17 protein-coding genes are annotated in these 17,537 nt (G+C 61.6%); 9 read left to right on the top strand and 8 right to left on the bottom strand.

The window, feature by feature from the left end:
* Positions 1-4: 4 nt before the first annotated feature.
* On the bottom strand, positions 5-1,576 hold the full coding sequence (crtD, locus tag KCG45_RS09465; protein ID WP_369410770.1) for a 1-hydroxycarotenoid 3,4-desaturase CrtD: 1,572 nt from the start codon (positions 1,574-1,576) through the stop codon (positions 5-7).
* A 254-nt stretch (positions 1,577-1,830) separates the two neighbouring features.
* Here crtD and KCG45_RS09460 point away from each other — a divergent pair, with 254 nt between their 5' ends.
* The 9 genes from KCG45_RS09460 (at position 1,831) to pufM (ending at position 10,319) form a co-directional block, all read left to right on the top strand.
* Positions 1,831-2,823: a methyltransferase gene (locus KCG45_RS09460; protein ID WP_255548112.1), complete on the top strand. Its 993-nt coding sequence runs from the start codon at positions 1,831-1,833 to the stop codon at positions 2,821-2,823.
* A 129-nt stretch (positions 2,824-2,952) separates the two neighbouring features.
* On the top strand, positions 2,953-3,888 hold the full coding sequence (gene bchC, locus KCG45_RS09455) for a chlorophyll synthesis pathway protein BchC (RefSeq protein WP_218317003.1): 936 nt from the start codon (positions 2,953-2,955) through the stop codon (positions 3,886-3,888).
* Complete coding sequence (locus KCG45_RS09450; protein WP_218317002.1) at positions 3,885-4,874, top strand: chlorophyllide a reductase iron protein subunit X; 990 nt, start codon at positions 3,885-3,887, stop codon at positions 4,872-4,874. The genes bchC and KCG45_RS09450 overlap by 4 nt, the downstream gene beginning before the upstream one ends.
* 96 nt (positions 4,875-4,970) lie before the next feature.
* Complete coding sequence (gene bchY / locus KCG45_RS09445; RefSeq protein ID WP_218317620.1) at positions 4,971-6,419, top strand: chlorophyllide a reductase subunit Y; 1,449 nt, start codon at positions 4,971-4,973, stop codon at positions 6,417-6,419.
* On the top strand, positions 6,416-7,885 hold the full coding sequence (bchZ, locus tag KCG45_RS09440; protein WP_218317001.1) for a chlorophyllide a reductase subunit Z: 1,470 nt from the start codon (positions 6,416-6,418) through the stop codon (positions 7,883-7,885). Before bchY ends, bchZ begins: the two co-directional genes overlap by 4 nt.
* Positions 7,886-8,026: 141 nt before the next feature.
* A complete protein-coding gene (pufB, locus tag KCG45_RS09435; protein WP_190786688.1) occupies positions 8,027-8,179 on the top strand; it encodes a light-harvesting antenna LH1, beta subunit in 153 nt (50 codons plus the stop codon).
* 86 nt (positions 8,180-8,265) lie between these two features.
* Positions 8,266-8,460, top strand: coding sequence for a light-harvesting antenna LH1, alpha subunit (pufA, locus tag KCG45_RS09430; protein ID WP_190786687.1), 195 nt, complete (start codon positions 8,266-8,268; stop codon positions 8,458-8,460).
* Between the two features lie 97 nt (positions 8,461-8,557).
* Positions 8,558-9,394 carry a photosynthetic reaction center subunit L gene (gene pufL / locus KCG45_RS09425; protein WP_218317000.1) on the top strand — a complete coding sequence of 279 codons (837 nt, stop codon included), beginning with the start codon at positions 8,558-8,560 and terminating at the stop codon, positions 9,392-9,394.
* Between the two features lies 1 nt (position 9,395).
* The gene (gene pufM / locus KCG45_RS09420; RefSeq protein WP_218316999.1) at positions 9,396-10,319 is read left to right on the top strand and encodes a photosynthetic reaction center subunit M; all 924 of its coding nucleotides are present in this window, start codon (positions 9,396-9,398) and stop codon (positions 10,317-10,319) included.
* A gap of 156 nt (positions 10,320-10,475) precedes the next feature.
* Here the strand turns inward: pufM and KCG45_RS09415 are convergent, their stop codons facing one another.
* From KCG45_RS09415 to KCG45_RS09385, 7 genes are all read right to left on the bottom strand, one after another.
* The gene (locus KCG45_RS09415; RefSeq protein WP_218316998.1) at positions 10,476-10,730 is read right to left on the bottom strand and encodes a hypothetical protein; all 255 of its coding nucleotides are present in this window, start codon (positions 10,728-10,730) and stop codon (positions 10,476-10,478) included.
* A gap of 58 nt (positions 10,731-10,788) precedes the next feature.
* Positions 10,789-11,271, bottom strand: a complete 483-nt coding sequence (locus KCG45_RS09410) for a TspO/MBR family protein (protein ID WP_218316997.1) — start codon at positions 11,269-11,271, stop codon at positions 10,789-10,791.
* Between the two features lie 10 nt (positions 11,272-11,281).
* Positions 11,282-12,478: a geranylgeranyl diphosphate reductase gene (locus KCG45_RS09405; protein WP_218316996.1), complete on the bottom strand. Its 1,197-nt coding sequence runs from the start codon at positions 12,476-12,478 to the stop codon at positions 11,282-11,284.
* Positions 12,475-13,848: a BCD family MFS transporter gene (locus KCG45_RS09400; RefSeq protein WP_218316995.1), complete on the bottom strand. Its 1,374-nt coding sequence runs from the start codon at positions 13,846-13,848 to the stop codon at positions 12,475-12,477. Before KCG45_RS09400 ends, KCG45_RS09405 begins: the two co-directional genes overlap by 4 nt.
* Positions 13,848-14,750 (bottom strand): chlorophyll synthase ChlG, encoded by a 903-nt coding sequence (gene chlG, locus KCG45_RS09395; RefSeq protein ID WP_218316994.1) that lies wholly within the window; start codon positions 14,748-14,750, stop codon positions 13,848-13,850. The genes KCG45_RS09400 and chlG overlap by 1 nt, the downstream gene beginning before the upstream one ends.
* Positions 14,751-14,965: 215 nt before the next feature.
* Positions 14,966-16,396, bottom strand: coding sequence for a transcriptional regulator PpsR (ppsR, locus tag KCG45_RS09390; RefSeq protein WP_218316993.1), 1,431 nt, complete (start codon positions 16,394-16,396; stop codon positions 14,966-14,968).
* Positions 16,397-16,408: 12 nt separating this feature from the next.
* The gene (locus KCG45_RS09385; protein ID WP_218316992.1) at positions 16,409-17,320 is read right to left on the bottom strand and encodes a cobalamin B12-binding domain-containing protein; all 912 of its coding nucleotides are present in this window, start codon (positions 17,318-17,320) and stop codon (positions 16,409-16,411) included.
* Positions 17,321-17,537: the final 217 nt, after the last annotated feature.

The following is a 17,537-nucleotide window of genomic DNA, read 5'->3' as shown; positions in this document are numbered from 1 at the left end:
ATCGTCAGCCCGTGCTGCCCGTCTTCGCTGATCGCATCAATGTACCACCAGGTGTAGCCGCCCGGTGGAATCGCCGCATCGAAGCGAGGTCCCGTTCGATCGTTCGCGCTGCCAGCAGTCCTGACAAGGCAGCCATCGGGACTCCGGCCGCTGGGTGTGTCGCCCCGCCCGCGCAATACAGCCCCGGTATCTTCGTTTTCGGGCCCTGCCGCTGGAAAGAGGCCGCCCAGCCGTGCGACGCTCTGCCATAAAGGGCGCCGCCCGTTGCCGGGAACAGCTCCTCCCACGTCTCCGGCGTTGCCAGTTCGTGCGGCATCGGATCCTCCAGTGTCAGCCCGCATCTTCGAAGGCTGCTCCTCATGGCGAGTGTGCATGTCTCGATCTCCTCGGCTGAGTAGTGGTGGGTGTCCCCATTGGCAGGGGCGTTGACGATGATCTGGATGCGCTCGCGGGCATTCTCCCGCGCCGGCAAGGGCGCGCGCTCGCTGGCGCTGCGGTCCTGCGCGCAGAGGTAAACGGTGGGGTCGGATGGCGGTCGGCCGGCACCGATGTCTGCGAATTCCCCCGCGTAATCGGGCGAAAAGAACACGTTGTGATGGCTCAGATCGAAGCCCGCCGTTTCGGCATGGGCGAACCAGACGAGCGCCGAAAGCGAGCGTTTGCTTTCCGGCATCTTCGGCACCGACTGCGCCGCATGCTCGCCAAATTTGCCTCCGGCGAGCGCAGCGGGATCGGCATTGGAAATCACGATGCTGGCCGGGACCGTATCCCCGCTTGTCAGCCTTATGCCGCCGACCCGCCGCTCCTCGATCAGGATCTGCGCCGCATTGGAACCAGACAGGAACCTCACGCCCTTTTTCTCGGCCAACGCCCGCAGAGCATTCGCGAGCGCGCTGATGCCGCCATCGATCAACCAGACGCCTCGCGCCTCAGTATGAGCGATCAGCATCAGGGTCGCAGGGGACTGAAACGGATCGGACCCGCAATAGGTCGCATAGCGACCATAGAGCTGCTGCAGGCGCGGATCGGCGAAATGTTCGCCCAGCGCCTTCCAGAGATTGTCGAACGGTCGCATTGCCATCGCGTCACCGATGCGGTGGAGGCCCATGCGCCACATCATCGGCAGCGGGGTCGAAGACTTGTCCCCCCGCAGGAAAGGTTCGTCGAGCACCTCGTAAATGCGGCGCGCCTCTTTGCGAAATGCGCGATATCCGGCGGCGGCATCCGCTCCGGCAAAATCGCCGATCGCCTCTTCGCTGCGGACGGGATCAGCAAACAGATCGAGCCGCTCAGCGTCATCCCAGGCGTGGCGGGCGATCACTTCGGCGCGGCGCACACTGATGTAATCCTCGAGTCGCGCACCGCAGGTGTGGAATATCTGGTCGAAGACATCGCGCATTGTAAAGACGGTCGGACCGGCTTCGATCGCTTGCCCGTCGACCGCAACGGTTCGAGCCTTGCCTCCGACCCACTGCTCTTTCTCGATTACGGTGACGTCATGCCCGCGTGCAGCGAGCATGGCCGCGCTGGCAAGCCCGCCCATCCCGGCACCGATAATCGCGATCCTTTCTCCCACCGCTCTCCCCTGAGCTGCGCGCATTCGCCGCGATAGCTGCGGCCTTCAGCGGACAATATCATTGACCTTACCCTATCACCTGTCCAATCATTTGGACATATGAGATGTCAAAACGCTCAAAAATGATGGCAGAACCGTCATTCAAGGTCCGCTGGATCGCGCGCCGCAACGCCATATTTGCCAGCTCTCGATTTCAATACTGGGCCGCGCGAATCCCTTTCATCCGATCGGTCGCTCGCACCCGCGCAACACAGATGTTCGATCACCTCGTCGGTTTTTCCTATTCGCAGGTCTTGCGCGCAGCCGTCGAAAGCGGACTGCTCGACCTGCTGGCCAAGGGGCCTGTGAGCGCGGGCGAGGTCGCGCAGGATATCGACCTGAGCGAGGATGCTGCGATGCGCCTGCTCAAGGCCGCACGCGCGCTCGACCTGGCCGAGGAAGCGCAGTCGGACGGGTGGATGCTGGGCCAGCAGGGAGCGGTGCTTCAGGCTGATCCCGGCACGCAGGCTATGATTCGCCATCACCGTCTCCTCTACAGCGACCTTGCCGACCCGATCGATCTGCTGCGCCGCAATCGCAAGGAACCGACGGCGCTGTCGCATTACTGGTCGTATGCGGGGGCGCTGCACGGGGCGGCGGAAAGAGGCGCGGAAACGCAGGAATATTCCGAGCTGATGGCTGCATCGCAGCGCTTCGTCGCCGACGAGGTGATCGGCGCATTCCGGTTTCCCAAACAAGGCAGCCTGCTCGATGTGGGCGGCGGGCATGGCGAATTCATCCGCCGCGTCGGTGCCGCCTATCCACATATACGCCTCGGGCTGTTTGACTTGCCCGAAGTGGCCGAGGCCGCTCGCGGGCCTCTCGCACAATCGGTCGGGGCCGAGCGGCTGACCTGTCATCCCGGCAATTTCTTCGAGAACGGGATACCTCAGGGATACGATATCGTTTCTCTGATTCGAATCCTGCACGACCATGATGACGAGCCTGCAATGGCGCTGCTCAGGAATATCCGTGCCAGCCTCTCTCCTGGCGGCAGGCTGCTGATCGCGGAACCGATGGCGGGCATTCCCGGAGCGCTGGCCATGGGCGACGCGTTTTTCGGCCTTTATCTGTGGGCGATGGGATCGGGCCGCCCGCGATCCCCGGACGAGGTTGCGCGCATGCTGCGCGCGGCCGGATTTTCGCGCACTCGGGTCGTCCCGACTGCGCAACCGGTAATCGCCAGCTGCATTGTCGCCCATGCCTGACGGTCGGGTGTCCGTCTAAATTGACACTCATGCTTGTAAAGCGTACCACACACTTGGAGAAAGTATCTCTTGCCACTGACCGAGTCGCGAATATCGGACCGGTGAGAAGCAGAGGGGGAAGTGCTGAGGATGAACTCACTGGCTGTCATACTCGAAGGACCCGAGCGCCTTGCGCTGCGGGAGCTTGAGTTGACACCGGCAGGCTCCGGCGATGTCGTGATCGAGATCGCATGGAGCGGGATCAGCTCCGGCACCGAAAAACTGCTGTGGACGGGCCGGATGCCCGATTTCCCCGGCATGGGTTACCCCCTCGTCCCCGGATACGAATCTATCGGCCGCATCGTCGATGTGGGCAGCGATGCGAATGGCCGGATCGGCGACTGGGTCTTCGTACCCGGCGCGAATTGCTACACCGATGCACGCGGACTTTTCGGCGGCACCGCAAGCCATGTGGTCGTCCCGTCCGCACGCGCCTTGCCAGTGCCCGAGCGCCTCGGGCAGTCGGGCGTGCTTTGCGCCCTTGCCGCGACAGCGCTCCATGCCATCAATGGCGGCACTCCGCCTGATCTCATCATCGGCCACGGCGTCCTTGGCCGATTGCTTGCTCGTCTGACCGTCGCGTTGGGAGCATCGGCACCGATAGTTTGGGAAACCAGTGAGGCCCGTCGCTCTGGCGCACAGGGTTATGATGTCGTCGCTCCCGATGCCGACGAACGCCGGGATTACCGATCCGTTTATGATGCGAGCGGCGATGCCGCGATCATCGATGCCGCGGCACCGCATCTCGCGAAAGGCGGCGAGATAGTGCTGGCGGGCTTCTACGCCGAGCGAGTCAATTTCGCCTTCCCCGCAGCCTTCATGAAAGAAGCGCGCCTTCGCATCGCTGCCGAATGGCAACCTGCCGACCTCACCCAGACACTAGACCTGATCGAAGCGGACAAGCTCGATCTGTCGAACCTCATCACGGATGCGCGACCTGCCACTGCGGCAGGCGAAGCGTATCCGCAGGCTTTCAACGACCCTGCCTGTCTCAAAATGGTTCTCGATTGGAGCACCGCTGCATGACTATGTTGGACGCCCAGACTGCAAGTTTGCGCGATGAAGCTGCCCAGGAACCCGACCCGGTTCACACCGGCGAGGTAACCAGCGAAACGCAGGTCATCGCGATCTACGGCAAAGGCGGCTCGGGCAAGAGCTTCGCCCTTTCCAACCTCAGCTACATGATGGCGCAGCAGGGCAAGCGCGTGCTGCTGATCGGCTGCGATCCGAAATCGGACACGACCAGTCTGCTGTTCGGCGGCAAGTCTTGCCCCACGATCATCGAGACCTCGTCCAAGAAGAAGCTGGCAGGCGAAGAAGTCACCATCGAAGACGTGTGCTTCCAGCGCGACGGCGTGTTCGCCATGGAGCTTGGTGGCCCCGAAGTCGGTCGCGGCTGCGGCGGGCGCGGGATCATTCACGGGTTCGAACTGCTCGAAAAGCTGGGCTTCCACGAATGGGGTTTCGACTACGTCCTCTTGGATTTCCTGGGTGACGTTGTCTGCGGCGGGTTCGGCCTGCCGATTGCGCGCGACATGTGCCAGAAAGTGATCGTGGTCGGTTCGAACGACCTCCAGTCCCTCTATGTCGCGAACAACGTCTGCCACGCGGTCGAATATTTCCGCAAGATGGGCGGCAATGTCGGCGTGGCGGGCATGATCGTGAACAAGGATGACGGCACGGGCGAGGCGCAGGCTTTTGCCGAGGCGGTCGATATTCCGGTTCTGACCGCGATCCCGGCAAACGAGGATATCCGCCGCAAGAGCGCCAATTACCAGATTATCGGTACCCCCGGCGGTGAGTGGGCAAGCCTGTTCGAAGACCTTGCGACGAATGTCGCCGAGGCGCCTCCTAAACAGCCCACACCGCTCGATCAGGACGGCCTGCTCAACCTTTTCTCTCCCGAAGACACGGGGCGCGACATCAAACTGGTCCCGGCAACGCAGGCCGACATGCGCGGCGGCGTCTTCGAACAGAAGCCATCACTTGAAGTGATTTACGACGAGGTCTGATTGACGGAATTTGCTGCCTCCGACGCGGAACGCACCCCCGACCGGATCGAGCTCGATACCGGCAGCGGTGACGGTTGCCATGGCGGCAAGGACCGTATGCAGGAGGCCGCCCGTGCTGCGGGCAAGAGCGAGATACTCGACCAGTACGCCGCCGATTACCCGGTCGATCCCGAGCGGGGTCCACACGATCAACCGCAAAGCATGTGCCCTGCCTTCGGGTCGCTCCGAGTAGGGCTGCGGATGAAACGCACGGCGACCGTGTTATCGGGAAGTGCTTGCTGCGTTTACGGACTGACGTTCACCTCGCACTTTTACGGCGCGCGGCGGACGGTTGGCTATGTCCCGTTCTCCTCGGAAACGCTGGTAACCGGCAAACTGTTCGAGGATATCAAGGAAGCGGTCGAAGACCTCGCCGATCCCGAACATTACGACACGATCGTGGTCACCAATCTTTGCGTGCCCACTGCGAGCGGCGTCCCGCTGCGGTTACTGAAGAAACAGATCAACGGCGTGCGTATCATCGGCATTGACGTCCCCGGGTTCGGCATCCCGACCCATGCCGAGGCGAAAGACGTTCTTGCCGGCGCGATGCTGAAATATGCGCGCGAAGAAGTCGCCGCCGGCCCGGTTGCCGCTCCCAAAGAGCGCTCGGACAAGCCTACGGTCGCGCTGCTTGGCGAAATGTTCCCGGCAGATCCGGTGGTCATCGGGCAGATGCTCGAACCGCTTGGCCTCGCCGCAGGTCCGGTCGTTCCGACGCGCGAATGGCGCGAATTGTATTCCGCGCTCGATTGCTCCGTGGCCGCCGCGATCCATCCGTTCTACACCGCGAGCATCCGCGAATTCCAGGCGGCAGGCCGCCCGGTGATCGGCTCGGCACCGGTTGGCGTCGATGGTACCGCCGCTTGGCTGCAAAGCATCCGCGATGAGCTTGGCCTGGCGCAAGAGGCAGTCGACGGCGTCAAAGACGCGATGACCGGCGCTATCAAGGGGGCGCTGGCCGCCAATCCGATCAAGGGTCGGATCACTGTTTCGGGCTATGAAGGATCCGAATTGCTCGTGGCGCGGCTGCTCATCGAAAGCGGCGCGGATGTGCCGTATGTAGGCACGGCCTGCCCTGCAACGCAGTGGTCGGATCAGGACCGCGAATGGCTCGAGGTGATGGGCGTGCGGGTGAATTATCGCGCCAGCCTCGAAGAAGATATTGCAGCCGTCGAGGAATTCCGCCCCGATCTCGCGATCGGCACCACTCCAGTGGTGCAGCATGCGAAGGCCAAGGCTATTCCGGCGCTCTATTTCACGAACCTCATCTCGGCCCGCCCGCTGATGGGTCCGGCCGGCGCGGGAAGCCTTGCGCAGGTCATCAACGCGGCAATGGGCAACAAGGCGCGCTTCGACAAGATGCGCGACTTCTTCGAAGGTGTCGGGACTGAGCACGCCGCGGGCGTCTGGGAAGACACCCCTGTCGACCGGCCGAAATTCCGCAAGAAATACGCGGCTCTCAATGAAGCGGCGCGCAAGGCGTCCGAGGCGGTGGGCACATGACCCTAGTCCTCGACCATGATCGCGCAGGCGGATATTGGGGCGCCACCTACGTCTTTACGGCGGTGAAGGGCCTGCAGGTCATCATCGATGGCCCGGTCGGATGCGAGAACCTGCCCGTCACCTCTGTGTTGCACTACACCGACGCCCTGCCCCCGCACGAGCTTCCGATTGTCGTCACCGGACTCGGCGAAGAGGAACTGGGCAAGACTGGCACAGAGGGCGCGATGAAGCGCGCTTGGGAAACGCTCGACCCCGAACTGCCTGCCGTGGTGGTCACCGGTTCGATCTCGGAGATGATCGGCGGCGGCGTGACGCCCGAAGGCACCAATATCAAGCGTTTCCTGCCTCGCACGATCGATGAAGACCAGTGGGAAAGCGCCGACCGTGCGCTGACATGGCTGTGGACCGAATTCGGCCCCAAGAAGGCTCCCAAGCCCAAGGACCGCAAGGAAGGCGAAAAGCCGAAGGTCAACATCATCGGCCCGAGTTACGGCATGTTCAACATGCCATCCGATCTTGCCGAGATCCGCCGCTTGGTCGAAGGCATCGGCGCGGAAGTTGGCGTCGTCTTCCCGCTCGGCTGCCATCTTGCCGACATCCGCCAGCTGGGCATGGCAGACGCCAATGTCTGCATGTACCGCGAGTTCGGCCGCAATCTTTGCGAAACGCTGGAGCGGCCGTATTTCCAGGCACCGGTGGGGCTGTCCTCGACCACCAGATTCCTCCGCGCACTGGGTGCAGAGCTGGGGCTGGACCCGGAACCGTTCATCGAGCGCGAGAAGCACACCACGATCAAGCCGCTGTGGGATCTGTGGCGCTCGGTCACTCAGGATTTCTTCGGCACCGCCAATTTCGGGATCGTCGCCAACGGCACCTATGCGCGCGGAATGCGGCACTTCCTCGAAGAGGACATGGGTCTGCCCTGCGCCTTCGCCTATTCGCGCGAGCCGGGCGTCAAACCGAAAAACGAAGACGTGCGCGCGGCGATCCATGCCAGCCCGCCAATGGTGCTTTTCGGCAGTTACAACGAACGGATGTATCTCGCCGAATGCCCTAGCGGCTTCGGTCCGACCAGCACCTTCATTCCGGCAAGCTTTCCCGGGGCAGCAATCCGCCGCCATACGGGCACGCCCTTCATGGGATATTCGGGCGCGACCTATATCGTGCAGGAAGTCTGCAATGCGCTGTTCGATGCGCTGTTCCATATCTTGCCGCTCGGCACCGATATGGACAAGGCAGAGGCAACCCCGGCCCGGAGCGAAACCGAGGTCTCTTGGGACGACGCAGCGAAAGCCAGGCTCGACAGGCTGGTTGAAGCGCAGCCGGTCCTCATCCGTATCTCCGCCGCCAAGCGCATCCGCGATGCGGCCGAGCGCACCGCACGGGTGCGCGGACAGAGCGCAGTCACGCCCGACTGTCTCGACGATCAATTTTCTGGGGCGCAGCTAGAAGGGGAGACCGCATGAAGCGTCATGCAAATCTCTTCGCTGTGCCCGGCATCCAGATTGCCCATTTCAAGGGCACACCAAATCCACGTGGGGGATCACGCGGGGATGCCGACGGAGGCTTCGGCCTTCACTCCAACCAACTGATACGGAGACATTTCTATGAATGATCCTGAACGCATTGGGACTCACCTGACGCCTGAAGAGGCAAAGGAGATCCACAAAGGGTTTATGGGCACGTTCACGCTATACGTGGCGATCGCTGTCGTGGCGCACGCACTCGTGTGGTTCGATAAGCCCTGGTTCCCGATTTAATCCGCCGCTTGCTCCGCCAGGGATCGGGGAGAGATCCACGAAAACTGGCTGAAATACGCAACTGAAAATCTCAAAGGAATTTCATCATGTGGAGTATTTGGCTTCATTTCGACGTCCGCCGCGTTCTTGTGGCTTTGCACGTCGGCCTGGCTGTTCTGGCCTTCTCGATTCACTTCATCCTGCTCAGCACGGATCGCTACAACTGGCTCGATAACTCGACCACTGGCAATCCGACTGCGACCGCTGTGATTGAATCATCGGAAGCGCCGGTAGCCCTATAGCGGCCACTAAAGATGCGAGGGGGCAGGTTCGCCTGCCTGCCTCCTACTTCTTTCGGTAAAACAACAGAACCCGCCATCAGGCGGGAAGGATGGACCTATGGCGCTCCTTAGTTTCGAGCGGAAATACCGCGTGCGCGGTGGAACATTGATCGGCGGCGACCTCTTCGATTTTTGGGTCGGCCCGTTTTATGTCGGATTCTTTGGAGTCTTGGTGGCGATCAGCGCGCTTCTTGGAACGATGCTGATTTTTGCTGCGGCCATCGAAGGTCCGACCTTGAACCCCTGGCTGATCGACATTCAACCACCAGCCATTGAAAACGGCCTGGCATTCGCGCCCTTGTCAGAGGGCGGGTATTGGCAGGTCATCACTGCTTGCGCGATTGTCGCGTTCTCCTCCTGGGTTCTCAGGCAGGCGGAAATCTCCCGCAAGCTGGGGATGAGTTTGCACATCCCCGTCGCGTTCAGTTTTGCAGTATTCGCTTATTTCACGCTGGTCGTCATTCGGCCTGTCTGGATGGGCGCGTGGGGATACGGCTTTCCCTACGGTATCTGGTCGCACCTCGATTGGGTTTCGAACACCGGGTACATGTACGCAAACTTCCACTACAATCCGGTGCACATGCTGGCGATCACGTTCTTCTTCACGAACTGCCTCGCCCTGGCTCTGCATGGCGGCCTGGTGCTTTCAGCAGTCAACCCGAGCGACGGGACCGACGTGAAGACGCCGGAATACGAGGATACGTATTTCCGCGACTTCATCGGCTATTCGGTCGGCACGCTCGGCATTCACCGCGTGGGCCTCTTCCTTGCACTCAACGCAGGGTTCTGGAGCGCCATCTGCATCGTGATTTCAGGAACCTTGTATGTTGGCAGCTGGCCGGAATTCTGGGATTTCTGGAGAAAGATCCCGATCTGGGAAGGAGGGCCGATCTGATATGGCTACCTATCAAAACATTTTCACTCAGGTGCAGCTAAAGGGTCCGCCCGAAATGGGCGTACCGCTGCCGCCGGGCGAAGACATCCGCATCCCGTCCACCGGATACAATTACTGGCTGGGCAAGATCGGACAGGCGCAGTTCGGACCGATCTATCTGGGCACGCTAGGAGTGATCTCGCTGGCTTTCGGGGCAGCTGCGATCATGATCATCGGTCTCAATTTCTGGGCCGAGGCAGGCTGGAGTCCGCAGACTTTCATGCGCGAGCTGTTCTGGCTCTCGCTTGACCCTCCGGGACCGGAGTACGGCTTCAGCCCGTTCGTGCCGCTGAACGAGGGCGGTTGGTTCATCCTGACCGGCGCGTTCCTCACCATCTCGGTGCTTGCTTGGTGGGCGCGGACCTATCGCCGGGCGAAAATGCTCGGCATGGGCATGCACATCCCGTGGGCTTTCGCGAGCGCGATCTGGCTGTTCCTGGTGCTGGGCTTCATCCGCCCGCTCCTGCTCGGCAGCTGGGCCGAGGCGGTTCCTTACGGTGTGTTCTCGCACCTCGACTGGACGAACAATTTCTCGCTGATCCACGGCAACCTGTTCTACAATCCGTTCCACGCGCTTTCGATCGTATTCCTTTACGGTTCGGCCGTGCTGTTCGCGATGCACGGTGCAACTATCCTTGCGGTGGGCCGCTATGGCGGTGAACGAGAGATCGAACAGATCACCGACCGCGGCACAGCCTCGGAACGGGCGGGTCTGTTCTGGCGCTGGACCATGGGTTTCAACGCCACGATGGAATCGATCCACCGCTGGGCCTGGTGGTTTGCGGTGCTTACAACCTTCACGGGCGGCATTGGCATTCTGCTGACCGGAACGGTGGTCGATAACTGGTACGTATGGGCGCAGGAGCATTACTACGCTCCCAAATGATGCGCCCGGGAGGGTAGAGTGACAGAGCTCCGGCACATGCTCTACCCGTCGGCATAAGAAAAAGCCCGGCCCGCGATATGCGGTGCCGGGCTTTTCATTTGTGCGGCGATGACCGCCGTTGAGATTCGGCGCTACTCGGTGCGCACCGTGTCCAGGTCAGCGGTGAGCTTTCGCCCGCATTCGCAGATCGAACAGGTGAAGCGGGAGCGACAGGGCAAGCGGCGCTGCGACCCAATACCACTCCGCACCTACCAGAGCTGCGCGCAAGCCAAGAACAATCAGCACGGCAGGTCCAAGCAGCCCCGCGATTTCTGCCCAGCGCCAACCGCGCAGCCTCAGCCAAAGCGCTTCTCCGGCCAGTACAAGGAGGATCAGGTCTCCCGCATGTCCGGATTGGAAAAACCAAGCCATTAACCGTTCCTGCCTGATCCGCTGCGCTTACGCCGCGCCTTGGCAGCACAGCCTTGCGTCAACCGAATGGACCGTTGAGATCGATGATTGCCCAATTCAGCGCGCCTGCAATGCCGACCCATATCAGGTAAGGAACCAGCAGCGCCGCTGCGAGCCGCGAGAACCGCCCGCAATAAACAATGAGCGCCAGGATGGAGAGCCATAAGAACACAAGCTCGATCATAGCCCAGTCTGGCCGCTGCAAGCGAAAGAACAGCAGGCTCCAGGTGATGTTGAGGAAGCCATTGAGCGCGAACAGGCTGATCACCCATTGCGCGCTCGCGCTATTGGGAGCCGCACGCCACGCGGTGATGCCGGAAACCCAGATCAGAGCGTAGATGATCGTCCAAACAATCGGGAAGAGCCCGTCGGGCGGGTTCCAGCTTGGTTTCTGAAGCCCCTGATACCACGGCCCGAGATCGGTGATAGTCGCGCCCAAAGCCGCAACGCATCCTGCCGCGATGGTCGCGACCAACACTGTGAGAAACCAGCTGCCCTTCATGGGATGGATCTTAGCGCGTGGCGGCCCGCATTCCCAAGAGGTGCGCGCAATCTTTCAAGAAGATTTTTACATGCGCCATCGGTTTCTTGCGCACCAGCTTCTTGTTCATATACGCCTGCCACGTGAGTTGCTGCACATCCTTGTCGTCGCACATCGTCACGAAACGCTCGCGGCGCTTGTCGCTCGAATACCAGAAATACTGCATCATCCCGAGGATCCAGAACACCCGGCCATGCTCTTTCATGAAACGGCTGCGCGCGCGTTTGAGCGCTTTGGCCTCTCCCGTTTTCAGGAATTCGCTCGCGGCATCGGCAACATAGCGTCCGCCGGTCATCGCGTAATAAATCCCTTCACCGGATGCAGGAGCGACGATGCCCGCCGCATCACCGGCGACGATGACATCCTTGCCATTGTCCCAGCGCTTGAGCGGTTTGAGCGGGATCGGCGCGCCTTCGCGGCGCACGGTTTCACACCGCGTCAGGTCCAGCTCGGTGCGCATTTGCGAAACCGCCCCGCGCAGCGAGAACCCCTTGTTCGCACTGCCCACGCCGATGCTCGCCGTCTCGCCGTGCGGGAACACCCAAGCGTAGAAATCGGGCGAGAGCTTCCCTTGATAGAACACATCGCAGCGATTGGCGTCGAAAGCTTCGCCGTCATTGGCGGGCGACTTTATGATCTCGTGATAGGCGAAGACGCATTTCACCCGCTCCGCACCGGGAAGACACTGTTTGGCTACCGATGACCGCGCTCCGTCGGCTCCGATAATGCAGCGCGCACGCACTCGCTCGATCGGCCCGCCGCGCTTCCTCCGGAAAGTCACGAGCGGATGGGGATTGTCATCGCGTTCAACCTTTTCGAAAACCGCGCTGAGGCGTTCTGCACCCGACATACGCGCGCGTTCGCGAAGCCATTCATCGAATTCGTCGCGATCGACCATGCCAACATAGCCGATCTCACCGACCGGCATGTCGACCGATCGCCCGGACGGCGCGATCATGCGGGCACAGCGCGCGCGCGCAACGAGCAGGCTTTGCGGGATGTCGAAATCCTCGAGCATTCGCGGTGGTACGGCACCGCCGCACGGTTTGATCCGCCCGCCTCGCTCCATCAGCAAAACGGAATGGCCGGCCAGAGCCAGGTCTGCTGCGGTGGTCGCCCCGCACGGTCCCCCGCCCACGACAACTGCATCATAGATTGTCTCGTTCATGCGAACACCTCTCCCTCGCCTGCTGTTTCCAGGCCCCTCTCGTTTTGATGTGCTGTCTGCGCGCCCGCGCTGGTGGCGCGAACCGCGAGTATGGCGGCAAGCACGAATAGCGCCGCTTCAATGGCGAAAATTAGCTGGAAAGCACTGCCGTCAGTGGCGAGCGCACGGCGTGCGGCGTCCACGCCGAGGGCGCCGATCAATCCACCGAGGCCGAATGCAATCGCCTGCGCCGCGCCCCAGACGCCCATGCGGACGCCCTCGCGGGTTTTCTTCCCCGCGCCGGCCAGGCCCATCATCGCACCGATGGCCGCGACAGCGAACAGCCCGTTGCAGAAACCAAGCGCGAACACATTTGCCGCGATCGGCCAGCCCGGACCGACGATGGCGGCCATCGAGAGACTCGTCAGTGCGAGCGCGGAGCCGAGGCAGCCGAATACGATCCAGTGTCGAAGCTCAACCGGCATCCGCCCGGCAAAGGCGCTGCCGCCAATGCCTGCAACGATCATGCCTGCCAGCACTCCGCCGCTCTGCATTCCTCCGAGCTGGGTCGACTGGCCCGGCGTCATCCCGAATACCAGTCCCGCGAACGGTTCGAGGATCAGGTCCTGCATGTTAAACGCCATCATCGAGACGAAGATGAATACGGTGAAGCGCCGCGCCGCTTTCTCGTGAAGGATTTCACGCAGCGCTTCTCCAAAACTGGGCGAAGGTCCCGCTTTCGCGGTTTGTGCGAAATCGTGAGCGCCGATCCCGCCGCGCGGCTCCAGTCGGAACACCGCCAGCGCGGTCACAGCCACGCAAGTCATCAGCAGGCCCGATGCCACGATGAACAATCGCTCGGGAGAATATGGCTGCAAGAGTGCGCCAACCGTAATGGCGGAAACAACGATGCCGGCGACCATCATGATCCATGTGACGGCAGCAGCGGCAGCGCGGCGTTCGGGCGCTACGCCGGATGCGAGAAGCGCCAGCGCGGATGTTCCGCTCGCACCGACGCCAATTCCGATCAAAGTGTAAGCCAGCACGCCGAGGATCATCGCGGCCGTGAAATCGTCACTCATCAAAAGAGTGCTCTGCACCGCCATGATCGCACCGACAGCGAGGACCATGATACCACCGACGATCCAAACGGCTCGGCTTCTGCCCTTATCGGATCCGTGACCCCAGAGCGGGCGGCACAATTGCACCGCATAATGCCAGCCGACGAGCCCCGCTGGAATTCCCGCAGCCAGCGCGTATTCGACGACCATCAAACGGTTGAGCACCGTCGTCGTGAGCATGACCATCGCGCCAATCGACGCCTGGACAAGTCCGATCCGAACTATTGCAAGCCAGCCCAGGCCCTGTGTCGAGGCGCGCGCTCCGGCCATCACAGATATCCACCAAGGCCAAGCGCGGCAGCGAGCATGCCGAACACGTAGAGGGTCACGCCGACGGCGTTGTACCACGGCGCATATTTCTTCGGATCGCGCAGCAGGCGCGGCATTGCGGTGAACTGTGCGGCCAACACGCCGCCAACCAGCACCGCCGAGATGACATGGCCCCACCGCGCCAACAGCGCGATGACGATGATCTGTGCCACCGCCATGACTGCGCAGGCGAATCTGGCGGCACCGGCCACTCCCATCGTCACCGGCAGCGATTTGAGACCGGTTGCACGGTCACCTTCGACTGCCTTGAAATCGTTCAATGTCATGATGCCGTGCGCGCCGAGGCTATATAGCACCAGCACGATCAGAACCTGCGACGACGGCAAAGCGCCCAGCATCACGGTCGCCCCGGTGAACCAGCTCAGGCCTTCATAAGTCAGTCCGACCACGGCTGGGCCGGTCCAGCCGCTCGTCTTAAACCGGAATGGCGGTGCACTGTATCCCCACGCGAGTGCGAGGCCGACCAGCGCGGCGATAAACACCCAGATGCCGAGCATCCACGCGACGGCCGCGGAAATGGCCGTCCCGATGAGAGCGATATACAGCCCCCAGCGCCCTGCAATCCGGCCTGATGGAATGGGGCGGTTCGGTTCGTTGATGGCATCGACATCGCGGTCGAACCAGTCGTTCACCGCCTGGCTCGTCCCGCATACCAACGGTCCTGCAAGGAGAATGCCGCCAAGTACGAACAGCCAGCGGCCATCGAGCCCGACGCCGGACGAAACTGCACCGCACATGAATGCCCACATGGGCGGGAACCACGTGATTGGTTTCAGGAGCTGGACGACATCGCGGAGCGCCGGAATCGGCGCAGGGCGAGTCGATACCGCGGAGCGTTCCATGGATGAAGGCTATGCCTGACAGTCGTGGGCGTCAAATTAAATTGACACTATTCGCCCTCGATTGCGCAAAACTCATCAGACTTCGCACTATCGGGGCTTTTTGCCGTCATGCGGATGTTGACAGGGAGGTGTCGCGTCAGCGTGACGTCTTGGGCGCTGCGCGCATGGCAGCCCTGGCCATTTGAGGTTTTCGCCTGACTGTATTTCGGCGTGCCTCAGCCGCCTTCGTCAGGGTCGGATGGCAGGTTGCCCAGGCCATAACGGTGCAGCTTAGAATAGAGGCTCTGGCGCGACAGCCCCAGGATTTCCGCCGCCGACGCACGGTTGTCTGAAGTGTAGTTCAGGGCGGCTTCGATGCACAGTCGCTCGATCAGGTCCGTCGATTCCCGAACGATGTCCTTGAGCGACATACGGCCCACAAGATCGGTCAATTGCTCGACCGAGCGCGGCAGATCTTCAGCCCCGGGCGGCAGGTCGCGCAACCGCCGACCGATGGGCCTGATGACGAAGGCATAGAGAGATTCGTCCCCGCTGCTGCGAACAGCCGAAAGCTCGACAGGCTCGCCGTCGGGCTCTCCGCCCGCCCGCAGCACCGTGCTCACGTTTCGCGCGGCTCCGTGTTGATCGATCTGCCCCTCGATCAGATCGAGGTCGATGCCCGGCCTGCCGATCGTCTCGGACAGGTGCTTGCCGCGGAGCTGGTCGACGCTTGCCGCGTGGACCAGTTCGACGAAGGCGTGGTTTGCGCTGATGATTTCAAGATTGGCATTTGCCATGACGAAGGCATCGGGCATGCAGTCGATCAGGTCGAACAGCGGCGAATCCACCTTGTCGTCGCTATCGCCCGATGGCGTCAGTCTCAGCAGCAGGAACTGCCCTCTGTCCTGCGTGAAACCGGTGATTGCGGCGTTTACGAGCCGCGATCCTTTTGCCAGCCGAAGCTCGATCGGCGCCACCGCGTCGGAGGCCATCGCAGATCCCGCAAGTGCCTGAAGCGCATCTCGCGAGCTTTTGTCCATCAGGCTCGGCAGCTTCTTTCCGGGCAGCGAGCCAGCCCGGTACCCTGTCATCGAATGCGCAGCCGGATTGGCTTCCCTGATCCGCAGCGTCGATGCTTCGACGATCAGCACCGCTTCCGAAGAAAGTTCGAACAGCATCCGATAGCGGGCTTCGAGTTGGCGCATGCGCAGATAATCGCGCTCCAGCGATTGCTGGACCTGGAGCAGGCGCTGCTGATGCCGCCCCGCGTCACGCAAATCGCGCCCGAAAGCGATGCGATGCTCGCCGCCATTCACGCTCAGCACCGCATAGCGGATCGGTACATCGCCCTTTCGCGTGGGATGATTGACCTGCCGCCAGTGCTGCACCTCGCCGCGGCGTGCGGCGGCCAGCATTTCCATGACTTTGGACCGGCTTTCCTCGGTGACGGTCTCGATCCAGTTGGTTCCGACCCAGTCGTCCAGCTCGGGGAAATCGGAGGGATCGAAGGCTGCGTCGAGGATCGTGCCAGCATCGTCGAGTACCAGCGTGACGTCACCGGCCACCATGGCCAGTTTCATCGCGGCGTCGGCGTCGAGGCTGTTGAAGAGTTCAGCCGCCTTGCCGAATGGGTGCTTGCCTTCGATACTGTGCTTACGTGTTAGCATTCATGGTCCCGGTTAGCGCATAGCTTGCGCTCGCACTGGCTTCGATCGGACCAGTCTGTCGGCCTCCTCAAGCGCATCACGAGCGTCGGCGCCGGTCCCATCGGCTCCCACTTGGGCGACAATCGAATGATCGTCATTGATCATCTTGCCGCCGATTAAAACGGATAGGTGCGGATTTGCTGAAACGCTTCGCATGGCTGTAATCAAACTGGTGATCGTCGCGCTAGGGCAGTGCCGGGAAACGGTCAATCCTGCCACGTCGAAGTGGCTGCTGGCCAAGCGGTCCAGCAGCTCCCGGCGCTCGCCATTGGGCAGCGCCTCGCTGTGCCATCCGGCGCGCGAAAACACCTCGTCGATCATCAGCGCACCAAAACTGTGCTGGTCGCCGGGCATGGCCGAAAACAGCGCACGGCGTTGATTTGCCTTATCTTCCAAAGGCGGTGGAGGAACGCGTGAGGCAAGATCGCGCATGACTTCCTGCAACCGCCAGAGCCCCATCGTCACGTCGACGAAATCGCATTCGTCGTTTTCCCACATGTCACCGAGTTTTCTTGCGGCCGGCGCGAGCAGATCGAGATAGATGGTCTCGACGCTTACGCCTGCATCCAGAAACCGGTCGACTTCCTCGATCAGATTCGCAGCTTCAAGGCTCATCGGGAGCTTCGCAAAATCGCTGGCGTCGGAAGACGCGATCCCGACATCCCGGCCAGCACGGCTGGAAGGTCTTCCGGACGCGTGGGCCATGAGCAGACGCGGAATGATCTCGCCTTCTATAATGGCGTTGATTGAATCGTCGGATAAAGCAGCTTCGCGTTCATCGCGTTCGGCCTGTGCTGTTTTTCGCAATCCCAATGGATTTGAGATCACTTTTCGTAGCGCAGCCTGACCTGCCTCGAATACGCCATTCCCCTTGGTGTTCGCCATCAGACCCTCCAGTCTCCCGGTCCACAATGCCGGGAACGGCGCGGATCGCGTCGCTGCTGATGGAGCCGGAAGATGTCCAGCCTCTCTCCCGCCAGCGACTCAGGCTTACCCCTTTTTCAAACAATGAGCAATCATCCCTGCCGAACCAGGATGTCAACAAAACAAGACGTCAACTTTGATTGACACTTTACGTTGTCATGGAGTAGTTATCGAGTCG

It is taken from the genome of Erythrobacter ani (assembly GCF_019204025.1).
GTDB lineage: Bacteria > Pseudomonadota > Alphaproteobacteria > Sphingomonadales > Sphingomonadaceae > Erythrobacter > Erythrobacter ani.
Note: the sequence above shows the minus strand (reverse complement) of the source record. Positions and strands in the feature narration are given on the sequence as shown.

Excerpts from the sequence above, each read along its gene's own strand:
- KCG45_RS09410 (WP_218316997.1), bottom strand. The coding sequence starts at position 11,271 with ATGAAGGGCAGCTGGTTTCTCACAGTGTTGGTCGCGACCATCGCGGCA.
- pufA (WP_190786687.1), top strand. The coding sequence starts at position 8,266 with ATGTGGAGTATTTGGCTTCATTTCGACGTCCGCCGCGTTCTTGTGGCT.
- KCG45_RS09460 (WP_255548112.1), top strand. The coding sequence starts at position 1,831 with ATGTTCGATCACCTCGTCGGTTTTTCCTATTCGCAGGTCTTGCGCGCA.
- bchY (WP_218317620.1), top strand. The coding sequence starts at position 4,971 with ATGCAGGAGGCCGCCCGTGCTGCGGGCAAGAGCGAGATACTCGACCAG.
- ppsR (WP_218316993.1), bottom strand. The coding sequence starts at position 16,396 with ATGCTAACACGTAAGCACAGTATCGAAGGCAAGCACCCATTCGGCAAG.
- KCG45_RS09415 (WP_218316998.1), bottom strand. The coding sequence starts at position 10,730 with ATGGCTTGGTTTTTCCAATCCGGACATGCGGGAGACCTGATCCTCCTT.
- pufM (WP_218316999.1), top strand. The coding sequence starts at position 9,396 with ATGGCTACCTATCAAAACATTTTCACTCAGGTGCAGCTAAAGGGTCCG.
- KCG45_RS09385 (WP_218316992.1), bottom strand. The coding sequence starts at position 17,320 with ATGGCGAACACCAAGGGGAATGGCGTATTCGAGGCAGGTCAGGCTGCG.
- pufB (WP_190786688.1), top strand. The coding sequence starts at position 8,027 with ATGAATGATCCTGAACGCATTGGGACTCACCTGACGCCTGAAGAGGCA.
- KCG45_RS09405 (WP_218316996.1), bottom strand. The coding sequence starts at position 12,478 with ATGAACGAGACAATCTATGATGCAGTTGTCGTGGGCGGGGGACCGTGC.
- chlG (WP_218316994.1), bottom strand. The coding sequence starts at position 14,750 with ATGGAACGCTCCGCGGTATCGACTCGCCCTGCGCCGATTCCGGCGCTC.
- KCG45_RS09400 (WP_218316995.1), bottom strand. The coding sequence starts at position 13,848 with ATGGCCGGAGCGCGCGCCTCGACACAGGGCCTGGGCTGGCTTGCAATA.
- pufL (WP_218317000.1), top strand. The coding sequence starts at position 8,558 with ATGGCGCTCCTTAGTTTCGAGCGGAAATACCGCGTGCGCGGTGGAACA.
- bchC (WP_218317003.1), top strand. The coding sequence starts at position 2,953 with ATGAACTCACTGGCTGTCATACTCGAAGGACCCGAGCGCCTTGCGCTG.
- bchZ (WP_218317001.1), top strand. The coding sequence starts at position 6,416 with ATGACCCTAGTCCTCGACCATGATCGCGCAGGCGGATATTGGGGCGCC.
- KCG45_RS09450 (WP_218317002.1), top strand. The coding sequence starts at position 3,885 with ATGACTATGTTGGACGCCCAGACTGCAAGTTTGCGCGATGAAGCTGCC.